Origin of the sequence: Escherichia sp. 93.0816 (assembly GCF_013368855.2) — a bacterium.
Taxonomy (GTDB): domain Bacteria; phylum Pseudomonadota; class Gammaproteobacteria; order Enterobacterales; family Enterobacteriaceae; genus Escherichia; species Escherichia ruysiae.
Genome location: NZ_JABWNC020000093.1, coordinates 1 through 317, shown reverse-complemented (window position 1 = coordinate 317; position 317 = coordinate 1). Strand labels below are relative to the sequence as shown.

Genomic DNA, 317 nt, shown 5'->3' with positions numbered 1-317 from the left:
AGCAACTGACTTGTAATCAGTAGGTCACCAGTTCGATTCCGGTAGTCGGCACCATCAAGTCCGGTGGGGTTCCCGAGCGGCCAAAGGGAGCAGACTGTAAATCTGCCGTCACAGACTTCGAAGGTTCGAATCCTTCCCCCACCACCAATTTCGGCCACGCGATGGCGTAGCCCGAGACGATAAGTTCGCTTACCGGCTCGAATAAAGAGAGCTTCTCTCGATATTCAGTGCAGAATGAAAATCAGGTAGCCGAGTTCCAGGATGCGGGCATCGTATAATGGCTATTACCTCAGCCTTCCAAGCTGATGATGCGGGTT

1 tRNA gene is annotated in these 317 nt (G+C 52.7%); it reads left to right on the top strand.

What is annotated here, in order from left to right:
• Nucleotides 1–62: 62 nt before the first annotated feature.
• Nucleotides 63–147 (top strand) — tRNA-Tyr (locus HEM79_RS22425).
• The last annotated feature ends 170 nt before the right edge of the window (nt 148–317 follow it).